We start from the raw sequence: 18,563 nt of genomic DNA, 5'->3' as shown, positions 1-18,563 counted from the left end.
CCTGCCATGAAAAAACCTCTGTCTCTGGCCACGCGCATAGCCCTGAGCTTCGCGGCCATTCTCGCCTTGTTGGTGATGATCACCGCCATCGGCATTCAGCGCGTTGCGTTCATCGATTCCACGTTGAGTGACGTGAGCGAGAACGCGGCAAAGATCCAGCGTTACGCCATCAATTTTCGTGGCAGTGTGCACAACCGTGCCATCGCCATCCGTGACGCGGTGTTGGTGGACAATGATCGCGACCTGGAAAAACACCTGGCGCAGGTGGCCTCGCTGGAAAAAGACTATGTCGATTCCGCCGCGCCGATGGAGCAGCTGTTTCAGAGCGCTGGCGTAACAGGCGAGGAGCGTCAGTTGCTGGGGGCCATCAAGGGCATCGAGCGGCAGACCCTGGAATCGACCCGCACGCTCATCGAGCTGCGGCGGGGCGGTGATGTGCAAGGTGCCCAGGCCTTGCTGCTGCGCCAGACTTCGGATGACTACAGCGAATGGCTCAAGCGCATCAACGCACTGATCGACTACGAGGAAGCCGCGATCAAGGCCAAGTTGGGTGATGTGCAGGCTACCGCCAGCCAGTTCAGCACGCTGATGCTGGTGGCCACCGGTATCGCGCTGCTGCTGAGCATCGTGCTGTCGATCGTGATCATCCGCTTCGTCAAGTCGACGCTGGGCGCCGAGCCGGCCGAAGTGGCCCTGGCAATCGAGCAACTCGCCGCAGGCAACCTGAACCAGACCATCGTGACCGATTACCCCGGTAGCGTGATGGGGGTATTGCAAACAGCCTTGGGCCATTTGCGCGAGACCATCGAGCAGGTGCGTACGGCGGCGCGGGAAGTCACTCACTCTTCGGCGCAGCTGTCGGCGACCTCCACCGCCAACGACGCGCATATTCGCCTGCAGACCCGTGAGGCCGAACAGGTGGCCACCGCCATCACGCAGATGGCGGCGACCGTGGGCGAAGTCTCCGGTTACGCTGCCCAGGCTGCGGATGCGTCGCGCCTGGCGGATATCGAAGTGGAAAGCGGCAATCGGCTGGTGGCCAGCACCACGCAGGCTATCGAGCAGTTGGCGCTCACCTTGGAGCAGACCACCGACACCGTCGACCAGGTGTCGCGCCACAGCGAAAAGATCGAATCGGTCATCGACGTGATCAACTCGATTGCCGCGCAGACCAACCTGCTGGCGCTCAATGCCGCCATCGAGGCCGCCCGCGCCGGTGAGCACGGGCGTGGCTTTGCCGTAGTCGCCGACGAAGTGCGCTCGCTGGCCAATCGCACCCAGCAGTCGACCGAAGAAATTCGCGAGATGATCAGTACCTTGCAATCGGGCACCGAGGCGGCCGCGCAGACCATGCGCAACAGCTGCGAACTGGTGGGGCAGACCGTCACCCAGACGCGCAGTGCGCAGGAGGCCCTGGCCAAGATCAGCGAGCAGGTGGGTGCGATCAACCTGATGAACGCGCAGATCGCCAGCGCGTCCGTGCAGCAGAGCGCGGTCGCCGACGACGTCTCGCAGAACATCACGCGCATCCATGGCTCGACGGTGCAGTCGGCGACCGGCTCGCAGCAGGTCGCGACCGCCAGCACCGAGCTTGCGCGTCTGGCGGACCGCCTTTCGCAGAAGGTGGCTTTCTTCGGGGTTGTCTAGGCAGACGAAGGGCAGTGGTGCACTCGGAGCAAAGCTGTATACAGTTCCTGGCAAGGCTGCCGATACAACGATGCAGCCTTGTCTTGAGTGACTCCCTTTGCGACTGACCATCGGGCAATGAATACCGTGATGACCCATTTCGCTCCACCTTTCCCGGCCAACGAGCGCGAGCGCGTTCGCCGCGTAGCCGAGCTCTGCTACCGCGATGCGGTCGACGACGAGGTGCTGGACCGGATCGTGGCGCTGGCTGCTGAAGTCTTCGGCACGCCGATAGCGCTCATTTCCATTCTCGAAGAACAGCAGCAGTGGTTTCGGGCGAAGGTCGGCATCACCGTTTCATCCACGCCACGGGATGTGTCCTTCTGCGGTCACACCATTTTGGTCGACGACTTCTTCGAAGTGCCGGACACCCACCGCGACCCGCGGTTTCGGCACAACGTGCTGGTCACCGGTGCACCAGGCATACGCTATTACGCCGGCGTGCCGCTGCTGACCGATGACGGCCATGCTTTGGGCAGCCTGTGCGTCATCGACAAGCAGCCGCGCGCGCCGATGTCCACCGGCCAGCGGGCGAGCCTGCGGCACTTGGCGCAGTTGGTGGTGCACCGGCTCCACGACCTGCGCGCCGACTCGTTCATCGACCGGCCCACCCGCCTGATGAACCGTATTCGCCTGGAAGACGACATCCATCGGCATCTGAGCGCTAGGGAAGAGCCGTTGCTGGTCGCGGTCGATTTCCTCTCGCCCAGTTTCGTCAACGATATCGTCAAGGCGCTGGGCTATTCGTTTTCCCAGCGTCTGGTCAGCGAAATCAGCCGTCGGGTGGCGGGCTTGATCGGCCACGACTGCGTGCTGTACCGGATCGGTCTCACCCGTTTCGCATTCATCAAGCCGCGTGACGAATGCCTGGCGACCTTGTACGCGAGGTTTTCCACGGCCTTCGCCACCCCGGTCGAACATGACGGGATCCCGATTCGCACGCAGATCGGCATGGGTGCGCTGGAGCTGGACTGCCACACGATCCACGACCGTGACTGGGTCCGTCTGGTGGTCAGTGCCGCCGATTACGCGCGTGATCGCGGCATCGGCTGGGCCAGGTACCAGGCGGAACTGGACATCGCCCAGCAGCGTGCCTTCGTGCTGCTCAGTTCATTGTCGTACGCCCTGGAGGAGTCCGAGCAACTGGGCCTGGTGTTCCAGCCGCGCATCGACTTCGCCAGCGGACGCTGCTGCGCGGTCGAGGCGCTGTTGCGTTGGACCCACCCGACCCTGGGGCCGATAGGACCGGACGAATTCATCCCGCTGGCGGAGAAGACCGACCTGATCCGGCTGTTGAGCGTGTGGGTGGTCGAGGCGGCCATCAAGCAGACGAGGCACTGGCGCGATGCGGGCTACGACTTCAAGGTCGCGATCAATATCAGCCCCTGCGATCTCGAGGGGCCGGCCTTCACCGACCGGCTGATCCAGACCCTGGAACGCTATGACGTCGAGGCTGCGACCCTGGAGATCGAGTTCACCGAAGGCGCGTTGATCAAGAACCCCGCCGAATGCCGGAACCAGCTGACCCGCCTGCGTGCGCTGGGCATCGAGATCTCCATCGATGACTTCGGCACCGGCTACAGCAACTGGACCTACCTGCGCGAACTGCCTGCCACCTCGGTAAAGCTCGACCGTTCGCTGCTCAAGGACATCGAAAACCAGGAGAAGGACCGGCGCCTGGTCACCACACTCATTGATCTGGCGCAGCGTCTGGGCTACAAGGTGGTGGCCGAGGGCATCGAGAACCAGGCCAGTTTCGACGCAGTGAAAGGCTGGGGTTGCGACGAGGGGCAGGGTTACTTCATTGCTGCGCCGATGGCCAGCGAACGACTGATCGAGTGGGTCGAGCGCGAAGGCGGTGCCGCTGCCGTCGCACAGGCCGCACGCGAAGTGTCTTGCTGAGGCCTGAGATCATACCCAGCCGAGGAACCTGAATGCCTTTCCCGAGTGCAAGCCAAGCGTTCATGCAGGGCATCCGTGCACTGCTGCCGTTGACACCTGGGGTGATTCCGTTCGGCCTGGTCACAGGGGTGATGGCGGTCGAGCTGGGTCTGTCGCCGGGCACCAGTATCGGCATGACGTTGCTCTTCTACTCGGGTTCAGCGCAGATGGTCGCCTTGCAGCTGCTGCACGTCGGTGTTCTGCCCGTGGCGATCGTCGCTACGGCATTGATCATCAACCTGCGCTTCATCATGTACAGCGCGTCGCTGGCGCCGCATTTTCACGGCCTGCCGCGGCGCTGGACCTGGCCGCTGTGCTACCTGCTGTCGGACCAGGCCTACGCGCTGTGCACACTGAAGTTCGACAGCGGGGAACTGGGCCGCCATGCTCACCATTACTACGCTGGCACCGCAGTGGGCATGTGGCTGGCGTGGCAGGTCTCGGTACTGGCAGGTGTGTACCTGGGCGCGAGCATCCCGCAGAGCTGGTCATTGAGCTTTGCCATACCCTTGTCCTTCCTGGCGCTGCTGGTGCCTGGCATCCGCAGTCCGGCGACCTTGGGCGCGGCCGTGGTAGGCGGGGTGCTTGCCGTGCTGGCGGTGAACCTGCCTTACAACCTTGGACTGGTCATCGCTGCGGTGGGTGGCATCGCTGCGGGCCTCGCCATCGAAACCTGGCGCGACCGGGTGGCCTCGCGCGCTGGCGCCGACCCCGAGGAGCGAGCCTCGTGAGCGACTTGGGCCTGTGGGCGCTGTTCGTTGCCGTAGGCGTGGGAACCTTCGCCATGCGTCTGTGCTTTGTCGAGCTGCACGGCCGCTGGCGCATGCCCGAGCTGCTCAGTCGCGCCTTGCGCTACGTGCCGGCCAGCGTCCTCGCCGCGCTGGTGCTGCCGGCGGTGATCTACCCCAACGGACAGGGTGCACCGGTGCTGGACAATCCGCAGATTCCGGCGGCGATCGCCGCTGCGGTGGTCGCCTGGAAGTTCAAGAGCACGGTGCTGACCCTGGCCGTCGGAATGGCCGTGCTCTGGGGATTGAAGGCCCTGGCGAGCTAGTGGATTGCACGCCGCGCGCGCTTGCCGAATGCATCGTTCTTCGCAAAGGCGCCCATCGCGACCCACGAGTGCGCCATTAAGTGGCAGAATCTGCGCCACTTGATTCCGATGGAGACCCCCATGCTTCGTGCATTCGAACGAAGGCTCGACCCTTTCCCACCCGATGAAGTACCGCCGCCACCCGATGGCCTGGCCCGTTTTCTCTGGGCCTGCACGCGCGGCGCGCGCGGCTATATCCTGGCATTTGCGGTGCTCAGCGCTGCGGTGTCGGTCTATGAAGCCTGGCTGTTTTCCTTTCTTGGCCAGGTCGTCGACCTGCTCACCACCTGGCAGCAGGGCGGCGATGCCGCTGCCCAGGAAAGCCGCGTGTTGTGGGGCATGGGCCTGGTGATGGTGGGCAGCATTGCCCTGGTCGCCTTGCGCACCATGGTCCAGCACCAGATTCTGGCGATCAACCTGCCGCTCAGGCTGCGTTGGGACTTCCACCGGCTGATGCTGCGGCAAAGCCTGTCGTTCTTCTCCGACGAGTTTTCCGGGCGGGTCACCACCAAGGTGATGCAGACCGCCCTGGCCGTGCGCGACGTGCTGTTCACCCTGATCGAGATCCTGCCGGGCATCGGCGTGTATTTCATCGCCATCATCGCTCTGGCCGGTGGTTTCGCACCCAAGCTGATGCTGCCGTTCGTGGCCTGGCTGGTGCTGTTCGGCCTGACCATGCTGTATTTCGTGCCACGCCTGGGCAAGGTCGGGCAAGAGCAGGCCCACGCCCGTTCGTCGATGACCGGACGCATCTCGGATGCCTACACCAACATCGCCACGGTCAAGCTGTTCTCTCACTCCAACCGCGAGGCGCACTTCGCCCGTGCGGCCATGGAAGACTTCAAGAACACCGGCTTCCGCCAGATGCGTCTGGTCAGCCAGTTCGAGATCGTCAACCAGGCGCTGGTGGTCGGCCTGCTGATGGCGGCCGGTGGCTACGCGCTGTGGCTGTGGCACCTGGGCGAGATCGGGACCGGCGCCGTCGCGGCGATCACCGCCATGGCGCTGCGCATCAATGGCATGTCGCACTGGATCATGTGGCAGATGACCTCGTTGTTCGAAAACATCGGCACGCTGCAGGATGGCATGGGCACGCTGACCCGCGGGGCGAAGGTGCAGGACGCGCCCGACGCAGGTGCGCTGACGACTTCCGGCGGGGCGGTGACGTTCGACAACGTGAGCTTCAACTACAACGGCGAACGCCAGGTGCTCGACGGTTTGAGCCTGGACATCCGTCCGGGCGAGAAGATCGGCCTGGTCGGGCGCTCGGGTGCGGGCAAGTCGACGCTGATCAACCTTCTGCTGCGTTTCTACGACGTCGACAGCGGCGAGATCCGCATCGATGGGCAGAACATCGCCCATGTGACCCAGGACAGTCTGCGCAGCGCCATCGGCATGGTGACCCAGGACACCTCGCTGCTGCACCGCTCCATTCGCGACAACATCGCCTATGGGCGCCCCGATGCCACCGATGAGCAGGTGCGCAGTGCGGCTGCCAGCGCCCAGGCCGATGAGTTCATCAGCCGACTCAGCGACCGCCAGGGCCACAGTGGCTACGACACCCTGGTGGGCGAGCGGGGCATCAAGCTGTCCGGCGGCCAGCGCCAACGCGTGGCGATTGCGCGGGTGATGCTCAAGAACGCGCCGATCCTGTTGCTCGACGAGGCCACCAGCGCGCTGGACTCGGAAGTCGAAGTGGCCATCCAGGAAAGCCTCGATCACATGATGCAGGGCAAGACCGTGATAGCCATTGCCCACCGCCTGTCGACCATCGCCGCCATGGACCGGCTCATCGTCATGGACCAGGGGCGCATTCTCGAACAGGGCACCCATGCCCAGCTGCTGGCGAAAAACGGTATCTATGCACGGCTGTGGCAGCACCAGAGCGGCGGTTTCCTCGGCGAGGACCAGCAACTGACCGAGGGCGTCAATCAGGACTGAGTGGCGCGCCATGTCCCCTGCGCCGCATCGCAGATCATCCTTTTTTCAACAGACATCGAGGCTGCCCCATGACTGCTCTTAGCGGAATCCGTGTCATCGAGATCGGAACCCTCATCGCTGCGCCGTTCGCTGCGCGCATGATGGGCGAGTTTGGTGCCGAGGTGATCAAGATCGAAACCCTGGGGCAGGGCGACCCCCTTCGCAAGTGGCGAAAACTCCACGAAGGCACTTCGTTGTGGTGGTACCTGCAATCGCGCAACAAGAAATCCCTGGCGCTGAACCTCAAGTCCGCCGAAGGCATCGAGATCGTCAAGCAACTGGCCGAAAGCGCCGACGTACTGATCGAGAACCTGCGTCCCGGCGCCTTGGAGAAACTCGGCCTGGGCTGGGACGTCTTGCATGCGCTGAACCCCAAGCTAACGCTGGTGCGCATCTCCGGCTATGGCCAGTCTGGCCCTTATCGCGACCGGCCAGGTTTCGGCGCGATCGGCGAGGCCATGGGCGGCATTCGCTACACCACCGGCCACCCGGACTCACCGCCGGCACGGGTGGGGGTCAGCCTGGGTGATTCGCTGGCGTCCATGCATGCGGTGATGGGCGCGCTGATGTCGTTGCTGCGGGTCAAGACCGGTCAGGGTGACGGTCAGGTGGTCGATGTCTCCCTGGCCGAAAGCGTCTTCAACGTGATGGAAAGCCTGGTGCCCGAGTATGCCATGCTCGGCCATGTGCGCGAGCGCAGCGGCGGCGCTTTGCCCGGTATCGCCCCATCCAATACCTATCCCACTGCCGATGGCGGTTATGTGGTGATCGCGGGCAACAGCGATCCCATTTTCAAGCGCCTGATGAACGCCATCGGTCGAGCCGATCTGGGCGATGACCCGGCGTTCGCTCACAACGATGGCCGAGCTGCGCAGAGCGACCTGCTCGATGGCGCCATCAGTGCCTGGAGCGCCCAGCGCCCCATCGAGGATGTGTTGCAGGCACTGGAAAGCGCCGAGGTGCCTGCCGGGCGGATCTACTCGGTCGCCGATATCGTCGCCGACCCGCACTATCAGGCCCGCGGCATGATTCTCGATGCGCAGCTGCCCGGTGGCGTGGCAACGAAAATGCCCGGCATCGTGCCCAAGCTCTCCGCCACGCCGGGTGTGGTCAATTGGCAGGGGCCCAGCCTGGGGCAGCACACCCAGGCCGTGCTGACCGAGCTGGGCCTGAGCGAGAGCGCTATCCAGCGCCTGAAGGATGAGGGGATCGTGCAGTGATAAACGACTACTCGCAACGTCTCATCGTTCAGGAAGTGGCGCCCCGTGATGGTCTGCAGATCGAGCCGATCTGGGTTGCCACCGCAGACAAGATTGCCTTGATCGACCAGCTTTCGCTGGCAGGCTTCAGCCGCATCGAGGCCGGTTCCTTCGTTTCGCCCAAGGCCATTCCAGCGCTGCGCGATGGCGAACAGGTGTTCCATGGCATCGCCCGTCAGCCGGGTGTGACCTACGTGGCGCTGATTCCCAATCTCAAGGGGGCGCAGCGCGCGCTCGTCGCCAAGGCGGATGAACTCAACCTGGTGTTGTCGGCCAGCCAGAGCCACAACCGCGCCAACATGCGCATGACCCGTGAACAATCCCTGGCAGGCTTCACCGAAGTGCTCGAGCTGGCCCGCGGTACGTCGATCAGCCTCAATGGCACCATCGCCACGACCTTCGGCTGCCCGTTCGAAGGCGCCATCGATGAACGCGTGGTGATGGACCTGGTCGATGCCTATCAGCGGCTCGGCATGCAGGGCGTGACCCTGGCCGACACCACGGGCATGGCCAACCCGCGCCAGGTCTACGCATTGGTCCGGCGGGTGCTGGAACAGTTGCCCGCCGAAGCGCTGACCCTGCATTTCCACAATACCCGCGGCTTGGGATTGAGCAACGTCCTGGCTGCCTACGAAGCCGGTGCGCGGCGCTTCGATGCGTCGCTCGGTGGTTTGGGCGGATGCCCGTTCGCGCCGGGTGCCTCGGGCAACATCTGCACCGAAGACCTGGTCAACCTGTGTGAGGAGATGGGCATTCCCAACGGCATCGATCTGCCCCGTCTGCTCGACCTTTCCCGCACCTTGCCAGCGCTGCTGGGGCATGAAATGCCGGGGCAGGTGGCGAAGGCGGGGCGCAACGCAGACCTTCATCCGCTGCCGCCGGGACTTGGCTGAGCAGCACCGCAGCATCGTCGTTCGTTACCCAGACAACAACAAAAGAGCACCCCGCTCAGGGACCGCGATCGAATGTGGGAGCGGTCCGTGGCCGCGAAAGGCGCACCGCGTTGCATCATGCATACCGAGGCGCGCTCTTCGCGGCCGATGACCGCTCCTACAAGGGAAACGCGATCGTGAATAACCGCGGTTTCGACGTGGCCCTGGTGATCATCTTCGGTCTGCTGGGGTATCTGTTTCGCAAGGCCAAGTGCGAGCCCGGGCCGCTGTTGCTCGGCTTCGTACTGGGGCCGTTGCTGGAGACCAACCTGCGCCGCGCGCTGTTGATCTCTCAGGGTGACCCTGTCGTGTTGATCGAGCGCCCCATCAGTGCCGTGCTCTTCGCCGCGTCCGCCATTCTGCTGGTGATGATGGTGCTGCCAGCGTTTCGCAAGAAGCGCTAAGAGGCCTTTCAGGACGAAGAGGTCTGAAGCGCTGAGGGGCCGCCGAGCGTCGACCGAGCACGCTTCAGCCGTTGAGATGGCGGCAGATGTGCTCGACGACGCAGGCCTCGACAGCGCCTTCGCTGGTGTCCTGGGCGAACGCTGCATAACTGGCGCAGACGTCACCCAGGCAGCCTCGGTACACCGCGACGACGCTGCCGGGCCCGGACCCGGTATGCCCTGCCAACACCACACCGCCGTCCACCGGACTGCGCATCAGCCCCAATGCATAGCCCGGTGCCCGCCAGGGTCTGCCGGCAATCGGGCCGCCCAAGGTGTGCGTTTCCTGCATCGCCTGCAGCAAGTCGCCAGGCAGCAGGTGTTCGCTGAACAGACGGTCAAGCAGCAGCACGGCCTGTGACAGCGGGCCGATCAGCAAGCCGTGATACACCCAACCTGGGTCGTACGTGGCGAGGCCGGTGCAGGCTTGCTGCAGATCGGCGCGATCGATGGCGAAACGCACGTTGGCGATGCCCAATGGCAACAGCACGCGCGTGTGCACTGCTTCGGCCAGCGGCAGGTCGGTGGTGCGTTCGATCAGCCTGGCCACCAGCAGGTAGCCGACGTTGGAATAATGCCAGCCTGCGCCAGGGCTGTAGCGAAGCCGATCGGCCTGCAAGCGCTGCAGCATCTCTTGCGCCGACCAGGCCGGCTCATGGTTGGCGACGGCGGTATGGTATTCGGCCAGCTCGGCATAGTCCGCCAATCCCGCCTCATGGCGCAGCAACTGGCGCAACGTGTAGTCGTGGCCCGTCAACGGCTCGTCCAGGTCCAGCCTCCCGTCACGGACCAGGGTCAGCGCGGTGGCGGCAAGCACCGTTTTGGTGAAGCTCCACCACGGCAGCATCGGCTCGGGGTGCTCTGCCAGCAGCCAGGGCTGGCCGTTGAGGACTGCGGAAATCAGCATGCTGGGCTCTTGGGTGAATGATTGGAGGGATGCGGCTTTGCGACTGGCGCATTGCCTGCGCCCGTCCTATGGTAGACCAGACCCGACCGCACTGTGCCTCCCCATTTTCGATGTCATGCGGCCCTGCAGATCGCCAGCAAGCTCCGTCTGCTGATCGGCTGCAATGGAACAATGAACGTACGCACGGGAGATTCAGCATTGAGAAAATACTGGGCGCGCTACCTGGACCTGCTCGACAACGACTTGAACACCCGAATTTTCGACAGCTTCAAGAATATGGTGCTGTGTGCGCTGTTGTTCGCAGCAGGCACCCACGCGGTGCAGACCGATCACCGCGTCTTCCTGAGTCTCACTGCGTTGAATCTGGCAGGGTGGGGGATCATTGCAGTGTCTGCCGCGCTGATGGTCCTGAACATGAGCGACGGTATCCGGCGGCTGGGCAAGCTGCGCTATCACCTCGTCCTGCAGATCCTGATCGTCGTGATCTATCTGGTCATCTCCGAACGTGTTGTGGAAATCGTGTGGAGTTTTCGAGCGACTTAGCTTTGCGGCGGCAGCTTCGCTATCACCTTGATCTCGAAATCGAATCCATACAACCAGGTAACGCCCACGCAGGTGATGTTGGGGAAGGGGGCTTGTCCCCAGTATTCGGGCACCACTTCCCAGATGGTCTCGAACCTGGACTGCGGATCGACGATGAACACCGTGACGTCCACCACGTCATCGAATGTGCAGTCGGCTGCCAGCAGCACGGCGTTGAGATTTTTGAATGCCAGGCGCACCTGGTCCCGCAAGTCGGGCTCGGCCGAGCCATCCTCGCGGCTGCCGACCTGGCCAGACACGAACAGCAGGCCATTGCTGCGAACGGCGGGGGAGTAGCGGTTGCGCTCGTAGAGCGCCTGGCGACCGGCTGGGAAAACGACGTCACGCTGAGTCATGGGATTGCCTCCTGGAGCGGGTCGGGTGACCCGTCATCTATGGTGCAGCCACAGTAGAGGCTTGCCAGGGCTGCATAAACGAGCAAGTCTGGCCAGAACTGTTTGGATTTCCCAAACAATGGCCAGTCAGAATGAGGTGCTGATGGACCGTTTCGATGCCATGCAGGCCTTCGCGCGGGTGGTGGAGACGGGCAGCTTCACCCGGGCGGCGCAGACCTTGCACATGAGCAAGACCACGGTGACCCAACTGGTGCAGCAGCTCGAAGCGCGCCTGCGGGTGAAGCTGCTGAACCGCACCACGCGCAGGGTCAACGTCACCGCCGACGGTGCCGTCTACTACGAGCGGGCGATACGCCTGCTGGCCGATCTGGACGATGCCGAAACCGGCCTTTCCAGCGCCGCGATCGCGCCGCGCGGCAGGCTGCGGGTAGACGTACCGAGCCCGTTCGCCAGCCATGTGCTGATGCCGGCCATGCCCGACTTTCATCGGCGCTATCCGGATATCCAGATCGACATGGGCGTCAGCGACCGCATGGTCGATATCATCGGCGAGAACGTCGACTGCGTCGTGCGCGGCGGTGAGCTCACCGATCAATCGCTGATGGCGCGTCGCCTGGGTGATCTGCAACTGGGGGTCTATGCCTCACCTGGTTATTTGCACCGGCTCGGCACGCCGCAACATCCCAGCGAACTCGACGCCACGCAGCACCGTGTGATCGGTTTCCTCTGGGCGCGCACGGGCAGGGCGCTGGCCTACACCCTGCACCGTGCCGCCGAGAGCATCACGGTGCGCGGCCAGCCGGTGCTTTCGGTCGACGACGGCAATGCCTACCTGGCTGCCGGTCTGGCCGGAATGGGGGTGTTGTGGCTACCGGGGTACATGGCCAGGGCGCCACTGGCCCGCGGCGAGCTCGTTCCGCTGTTCCAGGACTGGCAGCTCGATACCATGCCGATGTACATCGCCTATCCGCCCAACCGACACATCAGTTTGAAGTTGCGGGTGTTCATCGATTGGGTGGTGGAGTTGTTGCCATTCGAGGGGCCTGCACAGGGGCGCTGACCTGGCGCGCTCAGCCGATGATCACCGTACCCAACGCGATCACCGTACACGCCAGCACCTTGCGCACGGTCAGGCTTTCACCGAGGAAAAAATAACCGATCAACGCGGCAAACAGCACGCTGGTTTCACGCAGTGCCGAGACCATGCCCATGGGAGCATCGGTCATGGCATAAATGACGATACCGTAGGCCAGCAGCGAGACCAGCCCGCCGGCTGCAGCAGTCGCCATTCCAGGCCGCCAGGCGAACAGGCTGCGCGCGCCACGACGTGCGATGTACACCGCTGGCATCAGCACACCCCACAGTGCACACATCCAGACGGTATAGGCCATGGGCGCGCCAGACAGGCGCGCGCCGATGCCATCGGTGACGCTGTAGGCCGCGATGAAGGCGCCTGTGCCCAAGGCGTAGGGCAGGCTAGGCACAGCGAGTTTGCCCTTGCTGAACGCCAGTAGGATGATCCCGCCCGAGACCAGAAAAATGCCCAACAGGGCACTGGCCTGGATCTGTTCCCCGGCGAACAGGGCTGCGCCAAGGGTGATCAGAATCGGCGACGAGCCGCGTGCTACCGGATAGGTCTGGCCAAGATCGCCCGCCCGGTAGCTGCGCACCAGGAACAGGTTGTAGCCAACGTGCAGCACACCCGACAGCACCGCATACGGCCAACTCGCCTGGGCTGGCGCGACCATGAACAAAGCCAGGGCGATGCAGGTGACCGCCACTGCCAGGCACATGACGGTCATGGACCACAGTCGGTCCTCGCCGCCGCGCAACAGCGCGTTCCAACCGGCATGCAGCAGGGCGGCGAACAGTACGAGGGAGATGATAGAGATAGGCATGCGCCATGTTAGGCCGCCCATCAGTGGATGTAACAGAGAAGTCTGCTCATTGCGTCATGAGCAAAACCTCATGGGACATCACGATCGTAGGCCAGTTGTGCTTGCGTTGACTGTTCTCTCAACCACTTCCGGAATGAAACTACGTGGGGTTGGGTTTCGATACCTTTCGGGCAGACGAAGTAGTACGCCACCGGCGAGGGGAATGGCACCTCGAAAAGCCTGACGAGGCTGCCATCGGCGATCTGTGACTCGACGTGGCCGCTGCGAACCAGAGCAATGCCTTGTCCCAGCAGGGCAGCGTCAACGGTCATGTTGGTGTCTGCGAACCGGACATTTTCCTTGAGCGTGGAAATGCTCAGGCCGACGTGCTGGAACCACACTTCCCACCGTGGTACCAGATCGTTCCCGTCACGGGTCAGCAGCGGGTAGCGCAGCAACTCGCCAGGGTGCTGCGGCAGCCCGAAGCGCGCGAGCAAGGCGGGGCTGGCGACGGGGAAGATATGTTCGCGGAACAGAAACTCGGAATAAAGGCCGGGGTAGTTACCGGTGCCGAGGCGGATCGCAACGTCAGGGTCGGTGCCGGAGAACTTGATTGCCGTATCGGTGGTGTCCAGCGTCACCAATATGTCCGGGTGCTGCTGGGCCAGACTCGGCAATCGCGGCAGCAGCCACTTCAGTGCATAGGAGTAGGTGGTGCTGACCTTGAGCCGAACTCTTCCCTTATGCTCCCTCAGTTCGGCGAGCATCGCCTCCAGGTCCGCGAAAAAACCACGGACGATGGGCGCCAGAGCCGCTCCGGCGGGTGTCAGGGTGAGCGACTTGCCCCGTTCGAACAGCTTCAATCCCCACAGATCCTCCAAGTGCTTGAGCTGATGGCTGACGGCGCTTTGGGTTACATGCAGTTCTTCGGAGGCCGACGTGAAGGTGGCATGCCGCGTTGCCACTTCGAAGGCGCGCAGGCTGGCGGTTGGTGGCAGGTCTTTCATGGCAGGCTCATGACTGATGCACAAGTGGGCAATATGAGTGAATGCTCATGATAGGCGTCTGGCGGAAACGCATCAATACGCGGGCTGGGACTGTTGGGCAGGGATACCGCGCACGTTGGTAAAACACAGTACGACGGGCCGTCTCTAAGCGGTTTCCAAGAAGATGGAACTGCAGTTGGACAAAGAGCGTAACCTGCCTCAGATCCCCGTCTCGTTGCCCACGAGGTGGGCCGAGATACAGAGCGTGAAACCTCACCCGAGAACGTTTCCATGCCGCCAAGACGCTTCGCCGCTCACGACGTGGACTTCGATCTTGGCCCCGATGCCGCAGCCAATTGGTCTGACGTCATGCTCGAGCACCACGGCCTGTACTGCCGGTTCGACGACTCACGCGTGCAGGCTTCCACATCGAAAAGTTGGACATTGGGTCACATAGGCCTGACCCAGGCCGACCTGGCGTGCGTCGTGCTGGCGCCGGTGGGCGAGGAGCGATCCTCGTGGCAGGGCGATTGGCTGTACTTGAAGCTGATGACGCGAGGGCATGTCGACATCGAGGAAGCCGGGCAGCAGCACCGATTCGATGCCGGGAGCATGTTTTTCATCGACCCCGAACGGTCTTTTCAAGAGTCTTTCACTGAACGCGCCCAGATGACGGTGCTGCGTATTCCCAAGAGTAATCTGCGCGAACGCGGGCTCAGGCATTCCCTGCCCAGGCTGGTGATTACCGATTCGGGCTCGGCCGACACGCGCGCCGCCCGCGCCCTCATTCACTGCATCGCACAGCAACAAGTAGCGCCCAGCGCCATGATTCGCGATCTGATGGGTCGACAACTGCTGGAGTTGATCGACGCGTTATTGGGTGCTCCGGGGGACAAGGCCACTTCGCGCAGTGCGGAAGTCGTACTGCTGCGGGCCCGCCGCTACATCCACACAAGCCTGGCGCACACCGGGCTGGACACTTCGGCGATCGCCGCCGCCGCGCACGTATCGGTCAAACACCTGCAACACGTGTTCAGAAGCCAGGGCACTACCGTCATGGGTCATGTCTGGCACGTTCGCCTGCAGCACGCGCAGCGCTTGCTGAGCGCCAGACAGACGCTCACCCCCAGCGCTCAGGAAGTCGCCTGGCAATGCGGATTCGCGACCGCCGCCCACTTCAGCCGCGCCTACCGCGCCGAGTTCGGCATTTGCCCCTCGCAGGTCCGAGCCAGTACTCGCTGAACGCCTTTACCTTCGGCCTGCATTCTTCAAACGCATTGAAAAGCGCCTCACGGACAAGCAGCAAGCGCCTCTTGGGTAACGGGTCGGGGTTCTTCGCGCCCTAGAATCGGTCGTGTCTTCGCAGACAGATTGTTTCCCCGGCGGCTATGTCAGCGCCCTTGGTCGTACACCTGCACCTCCTTGCAATGGCTGGCAATGTCGTTCGTTATCACCCGCTTGAGGGGTGTTCAAAGGCACCTACATGAACAGCTATACAAGCGCTATGCACACCGCAGACTTCTCGCGTCGTGTCGAACACAATCAACGTCAGTTGAAGGCCAGGCTGGCTGAGACCTATGACTACATCGTCTGTGGCTCGGGTACGTCCGGATCGGTGGTTGCCCGCCGCCTGGCGGAGAACCTCGACGTCAGAGTATTGCTGATCGAGGCCGGTGGCACGGACGAGGTGCCCAGTGTCACCGATGCCAGCCAGTGGTTCGTCAACCTGGGCGGCGAACGCGATTGGCAGTTTCAGGCACAACCGAACCCCCATCTCCATGATCGAGCCATTCCTCTGTCCATGGGCAAGGTGCTCGGCGGTGGTGCATCGATCAACGTCATGGTCTGGTCGCGCGGTCACAGCAGCGACTGGGACTATTTTGCCAGGGAGGCTGACGATCCAGCCTGGAACTACGCTTCGGCCTTGGCAACCTTTCGACGTATCGAAGACTGGCAAGGCGCACCGGATCCGCTGCGGCGCGGCACGGGAGGGCCGGTTTTCGTCCAGCCTGCGCCAGACCCCAATCCGGTTGCACCGGCCATGCTGCGCGCCGCCGCATCGCTTGGCCTGCCGGTCTACGACGATCAGAACGGCGCAATGATGGAAGGACCTGGAGGCGCCGCGTTGGCCAACCTGTGCCTTGAAGACGGCCGCCGTCGTTCGATCTTTCGCAGCTATGTGTACCCCTTGATGGCTCAGCCCAACCTGACCGTGCTGACGCATACTCATGTGCTGCGGGTGTTGCTGGACGGCAAGCGGGCGGTGGGGGTGGAGGTGCTTCACGAGGGCAAAGTCATCAGGTTGGGGGCTCGACATGAGGTCGTGCTGTCTCTGGGCGCCATCAATACGCCCAAGGTCCTGATGCTCTCCGGAATCGGCGACACGCGGCAGTTGAACGCGCAGGGTATCGATGTGGTTCAGGACCTTCCAGGTGTCGGTCAGAACTATCAGGACCACATCATGGTTTCCGGGTGCATCTGGGAGTATGAGCGACCCCAGCCACCGCGCAACAACGCCGGCGAGTCGACGTTCTTCTGGAAAAGCGATCCATCCCTGGATGTCCCCGACATCCAGACCTTTCTCGCGCAAATCCCCATAGCCACGCCCGAGGCTCAGGCCATGTTCCAGCCACCTGCTGCTGCGTGGTCGCTGCTACCGGGCCTGGTGCGGCCCAAAAGCCGGGGCTCGATCACCCTGGCGAGTTCCAATCCAATGGATGCCCCGCTCATCGACAGTGGCGCGCTGTCGGATCCTGAAGACTTGCAGGCCCTTGTGCGGGCAGTCGAGTTTTGTCGCGAGCTCGGCAACAGTTCGCCCATGGCGCCGTATGTACGGCGCGAAGTCATGCCGGGGGCCATGAGCCGCAAGGCGCTGGAGTCATTCGTGCGCAATACGGCCTCGACCGTCTGGCACCAGTCGTGTACGGCCAAGATGGGCAGGGATGCCATGTCCGTAGTGGATTCACAGTTGCGGGTCTACGGCATCAGCGGCCTGAGGGTGGCAGACGCCTCGATCATGCCGCGAGTGACCACGGGAAACACCATGGCGCCTTGCGTGATCATCGGAGAACGCTTGGGCAGTTTGCTGACCCAGACCGCGGAAGCCGAGCGCGAGACGGCAAGCGCCCGACCCATGGGTCGGGCGTTTGCCGTTCAGAGGGAGAGAGCCGTCGATTGACGGCCCGTGCGGCCTAGCCGAGGCTGCACTTCAGTCAGGCGAGTGATTCAAACGGTGACGTGCAGGCGAACCTCGACATTGCCGCGCGTGGCAGTGGAGTACGGGCACACCTGGTGGGCAGCTTCGACCAACGCCTGGGCATCGGCCTGCTCCAGACCTGGCAGGTTGATGTTCAGGTCGATGTCCAGGCCGAACCCGCCCGGAATCTGGCCGATGCCCACCTGGGCAGTGATCGACGTGTCGGCCGGGATGCTGCGTTTGTTCTGGCCGGCGACGAATTTCAGTGCACCGATGAAGCAGGCTGAGTAGCCGGCAGCGAACAGTTGCTCGGGGTTGGTGGCTTCACCACCGGCGCCGCCCAGTTCTTTCGGCGTGGCCAGCGCCACGTCGAGAATCTTGTCGCTGGAAACGGCACGGCCATCACGGCCACCGGTGGCAGTTGCGGTTGCGGTATAGAGAACGTTCATGGCTTTTTCCCATCGATGGCTGGAGGAGGTGCCGTCAGCCATGCATTCGCACGCTGATTGGCTGGGCTCAATCTATCGCGCTAATATTTAGTGCGCAAGATATATTTCGTGATGATGTCGTTTGCGTTGTGACGCTGGCTGCCAGGTGCCATGCCCGAAACTTGGCATGTCGCCGTTCAGTCGGATTTCCGTTCGCCAGGCTCGTCAGCGATAACGCCGCACTCACGGCCAATGCTCGCATTCAGGCTATCCCACAGCGCCATTATCTGATCGACCGCGGTGTCCAGCCTGGCAGCCGGCACACCGTCGCGCGCCAGGGTCGACAAGCCAAGCATGAAACTGTCGAACGTGGTGGCGAGCACCTCGGGGACCACCGTCTTCGTTAGTTCGCCAGTGCTGACGGCTCGCTCGACACACGCTACCAGACCGGCCCGGTTCACGTTTCTCGTACGCGCCAATGGCTCGGATATCGCCTTGCTTTCCTCGGAACATGCGCTCATGAGGCCCAGCGCGACCAGGCACCCTCTGGGGTGACCGGGCTCGCATTGCATTTTCGCCGAGCGGCGCAGAGTGAGCTCGATCGCCTTGCGCGGCGGGAGGGTCGTATCGAACAGGCTTTCGGTGACTCGACCATGGGTGTCGAGATAACGCTCGATCACCTCATGGAACAGCGCCTGCTTGGAGCCAAAAGCGGCGTAGAAACTGGGCGCACTGATGCCGCCCCCGATTCTGGCCTTGAGCTGGCTCAGCGAGGTGGCGTCGTAGCCATGCTCCCAGAACAGATGCATCGCTTGGGTGATTGCGGCATCACGGTCGAACGTACGCGGGCGTCCCATCTGTGCCATGTCGAGTCTCCTTCTGCAAGACTTAGATACT

18 protein-coding genes and 1 pseudogene are annotated in these 18,563 nt (G+C 63.1%); 13 read left to right on the top strand and 6 right to left on the bottom strand.

All coding sequences use genetic code 11. From position 1 onward, the window contains the following. Nucleotides 1-6 precede the first annotated feature (6 nt). The 9 genes and pseudogenes from IFT76_RS20955 to IFT76_RS02855 form a co-directional block, all read left to right on the top strand. Nucleotides 7-516: pseudogene (locus IFT76_RS20955) on the top strand (MCP four helix bundle domain-containing protein); the annotation flags it as partial. A gap of 72 nt (nucleotides 517-588) precedes the next feature. Continuing rightward, complete coding sequence (locus IFT76_RS20950; protein WP_446731041.1) at nucleotides 589-1,647, top strand: methyl-accepting chemotaxis protein; 1,059 nt, start codon at nucleotides 589-591, stop codon at nucleotides 1,645-1,647. Between the two features lie 129 nt (nucleotides 1,648-1,776). Beyond that, nucleotides 1,777-3,588, top strand: a complete 1,812-nt coding sequence (locus tag IFT76_RS02885; RefSeq protein WP_192057362.1) for a putative bifunctional diguanylate cyclase/phosphodiesterase — start codon at nucleotides 1,777-1,779, stop codon at nucleotides 3,586-3,588. A 32-nt stretch (nucleotides 3,589-3,620) separates the two neighbouring features. Then, nucleotides 3,621-4,358, top strand: a complete 738-nt coding sequence (locus IFT76_RS02880; protein WP_192057361.1) for an AzlC family ABC transporter permease — start codon at nucleotides 3,621-3,623, stop codon at nucleotides 4,356-4,358. Next, entirely contained in the window at nucleotides 4,355-4,681 is a 327-nt protein-coding gene (locus IFT76_RS02875; RefSeq protein WP_185793653.1) for an AzlD domain-containing protein, read from the top strand. The genes IFT76_RS02880 and IFT76_RS02875 overlap by 4 nt, the downstream gene beginning before the upstream one ends. Before the next feature lie 120 nt (nucleotides 4,682-4,801). Then, nucleotides 4,802-6,661: an ABC transporter ATP-binding protein gene (locus IFT76_RS02870; protein ID WP_192057360.1), complete on the top strand. Its 1,860-nt coding sequence runs from the start codon at nucleotides 4,802-4,804 to the stop codon at nucleotides 6,659-6,661. Between the two features lie 68 nt (nucleotides 6,662-6,729). Continuing rightward, a complete protein-coding gene (locus IFT76_RS02865) occupies nucleotides 6,730-7,920 on the top strand; it encodes a CaiB/BaiF CoA transferase family protein (protein WP_185793652.1) in 1,191 nt (396 codons plus the stop codon). Continuing rightward, the gene (locus IFT76_RS02860) at nucleotides 7,917-8,852 is read left to right on the top strand and encodes a hydroxymethylglutaryl-CoA lyase (RefSeq protein ID WP_192057359.1); all 936 of its coding nucleotides are present in this window, start codon (nucleotides 7,917-7,919) and stop codon (nucleotides 8,850-8,852) included. Before IFT76_RS02865 ends, IFT76_RS02860 begins: the two co-directional genes overlap by 4 nt. 176 nt (nucleotides 8,853-9,028) lie before the next feature. Then, a complete protein-coding gene (locus IFT76_RS02855) occupies nucleotides 9,029-9,295 on the top strand; it encodes a hypothetical protein (RefSeq protein ID WP_197976834.1) in 267 nt (88 codons plus the stop codon). Between the two features lie 64 nt (nucleotides 9,296-9,359). Here IFT76_RS02855 and IFT76_RS02850 read toward each other — a convergent pair whose 3' ends face one another. After that, on the bottom strand, nucleotides 9,360-10,241 hold the full coding sequence (locus tag IFT76_RS02850) for a serine hydrolase domain-containing protein (protein ID WP_192057358.1): 882 nt from the start codon (nucleotides 10,239-10,241) through the stop codon (nucleotides 9,360-9,362). A gap of 198 nt (nucleotides 10,242-10,439) precedes the next feature. Between IFT76_RS02850 and IFT76_RS02845 the strand changes: the two genes are divergently transcribed. Then, nucleotides 10,440-10,784 carry a hypothetical protein gene (locus IFT76_RS02845; protein WP_192057357.1) on the top strand — a complete coding sequence of 115 codons (345 nt, stop codon included), beginning with the start codon at nucleotides 10,440-10,442 and terminating at the stop codon, nucleotides 10,782-10,784. On the opposite strand, the gene IFT76_RS02840 is transcribed toward IFT76_RS02845, so the two are convergent. After that, entirely contained in the window at nucleotides 10,781-11,179 is a 399-nt protein-coding gene (locus IFT76_RS02840; protein ID WP_192057356.1) for a RidA family protein, read from the bottom strand. The two genes, IFT76_RS02845 and IFT76_RS02840, sit on opposite strands and share 4 nt — an antisense overlap. 142 nt (nucleotides 11,180-11,321) lie before the next feature. Between IFT76_RS02840 and IFT76_RS02835 the strand changes: the two genes are divergently transcribed. Continuing rightward, nucleotides 11,322-12,239 carry a LysR family transcriptional regulator gene (locus IFT76_RS02835; RefSeq protein ID WP_192057768.1) on the top strand — a complete coding sequence of 306 codons (918 nt, stop codon included), beginning with the start codon at nucleotides 11,322-11,324 and terminating at the stop codon, nucleotides 12,237-12,239. 10 nt (nucleotides 12,240-12,249) lie between these two features. On the opposite strand, the gene IFT76_RS02830 is transcribed toward IFT76_RS02835, so the two are convergent. Beyond that, nucleotides 12,250-13,077 carry an EamA family transporter gene (locus IFT76_RS02830; RefSeq protein ID WP_185793626.1) on the bottom strand — a complete coding sequence of 276 codons (828 nt, stop codon included), beginning with the start codon at nucleotides 13,075-13,077 and terminating at the stop codon, nucleotides 12,250-12,252. A 68-nt stretch (nucleotides 13,078-13,145) separates the two neighbouring features. Beyond that, a complete protein-coding gene (gene gcvA, locus IFT76_RS02825) occupies nucleotides 13,146-14,063 on the bottom strand; it encodes a transcriptional regulator GcvA (RefSeq protein ID WP_192057355.1) in 918 nt (305 codons plus the stop codon). A gap of 270 nt (nucleotides 14,064-14,333) precedes the next feature. Here gcvA and IFT76_RS02820 point away from each other — a divergent pair, with 270 nt between their 5' ends. Together IFT76_RS02820 and IFT76_RS02815 are read left to right on the top strand one after the other, a co-directional pair. Next, nucleotides 14,334-15,284 (top strand): AraC family transcriptional regulator, encoded by a 951-nt coding sequence (locus IFT76_RS02820; protein ID WP_192057354.1) that lies wholly within the window; start codon nucleotides 14,334-14,336, stop codon nucleotides 15,282-15,284. A gap of 241 nt (nucleotides 15,285-15,525) precedes the next feature. After that, nucleotides 15,526-17,220, top strand: coding sequence for a GMC family oxidoreductase (locus tag IFT76_RS02815; RefSeq protein ID WP_192057353.1), 1,695 nt, complete (start codon nucleotides 15,526-15,528; stop codon nucleotides 17,218-17,220). A gap of 47 nt (nucleotides 17,221-17,267) precedes the next feature. Here IFT76_RS02815 and IFT76_RS02810 read toward each other — a convergent pair whose 3' ends face one another. Together IFT76_RS02810 and IFT76_RS02805 are read right to left on the bottom strand one after the other, a co-directional pair. After that, complete coding sequence (locus IFT76_RS02810) at nucleotides 17,268-17,687, bottom strand: organic hydroperoxide resistance protein (protein WP_192057352.1); 420 nt, start codon at nucleotides 17,685-17,687, stop codon at nucleotides 17,268-17,270. A 176-nt stretch (nucleotides 17,688-17,863) separates the two neighbouring features. Then, on the bottom strand, nucleotides 17,864-18,532 hold the full coding sequence (locus tag IFT76_RS02805) for a TetR/AcrR family transcriptional regulator (RefSeq protein WP_192057351.1): 669 nt from the start codon (nucleotides 18,530-18,532) through the stop codon (nucleotides 17,864-17,866). Nucleotides 18,533-18,563 lie beyond the last annotated feature (31 nt).

This window comes from Pseudomonas sp. CFBP 13727 (assembly GCF_014841915.1).
GTDB classification, from domain to species: Bacteria; Pseudomonadota; Gammaproteobacteria; order Pseudomonadales; family Pseudomonadaceae; genus Aquipseudomonas; species Aquipseudomonas baltica.
The sequence above is the reverse complement of the archived record's forward strand: the minus strand, read 5'-3'. Positions and strand labels throughout refer to the sequence as shown.